We start from the raw sequence: 749 nt of genomic DNA, 5'->3' as shown, positions 1-749 counted from the left end.
ATCGGCCACGTTGACCACGGTAAGACCACTCTGACCGCAGCTCTGACTCGCGTCTGCTCCGAAGTTTTCGGTTCGGCCGTCGTTGAGTTCGACAAGATCGACTCGGCTCCAGAAGAAAAAGCGCGCGGTATCACCATCAACACCGCTCACGTCGAGTACAACTCGAACATTCGTCACTACGCTCACGTTGACTGCCCAGGTCACGCTGACTACGTGAAGAACATGATCACCGGTGCTGCCCAGATGGACGGCGCGATCCTGGTTTGCTCGGCCGCCGATGGTCCGATGCCACAAACCCGTGAGCACATCCTGCTGTCCCGTCAGGTTGGCGTTCCGTACATCGTGGTCTTCCTGAACAAGGCTGACCTGGTAGACGACGCTGAGCTGCTGGAACTGGTCGAGATGGAAGTTCGCGACCTGCTGTCCACCTACGACTTCCCAGGCGACGACACCCCGATCATCATCGGTTCGGCTCGTATGGCGCTGGAAGGCAAAGACGACAACGAAATGGGCACTACCGCTGTCAAGAAGCTGGTAGAAACTCTGGATGCCTACATCCCTGAGCCAGTTCGTGCCATCGACCAGCCATTCCTGATGCCGATCGAAGACGTATTCTCGATCTCGGGTCGTGGTACCGTTGTTACCGGCCGTATCGAGCGTGGTATCGTCCGCGTTCAGGATCCGCTGGAAATCGTTGGTCTGCGTGACACCACCACCACCACCTGCACCGGTGTTGAGATGTTCCGCAA

Annotated in this window: 1 protein-coding gene; it reads left to right on the top strand. The window is 57.7% G+C overall.

Features of this window, described 5'->3' with window-relative positions; all coding sequences use genetic code 11:
• Positions 1-749: elongation factor Tu (locus ACLEJU_RS28645; RefSeq protein ID WP_440776778.1), on the top strand; the 749-nt coding region annotated here is incomplete at both ends.

Source organism: Pseudomonas sp. SMN11 (assembly GCF_052041945.1).
Classification (GTDB): Bacteria; Pseudomonadota; Gammaproteobacteria; order Pseudomonadales; family Pseudomonadaceae; genus Aquipseudomonas.
The sequence above is the reverse complement of the archived record's forward strand: the minus strand, read 5'-3'. Positions and strand labels throughout refer to the sequence as shown.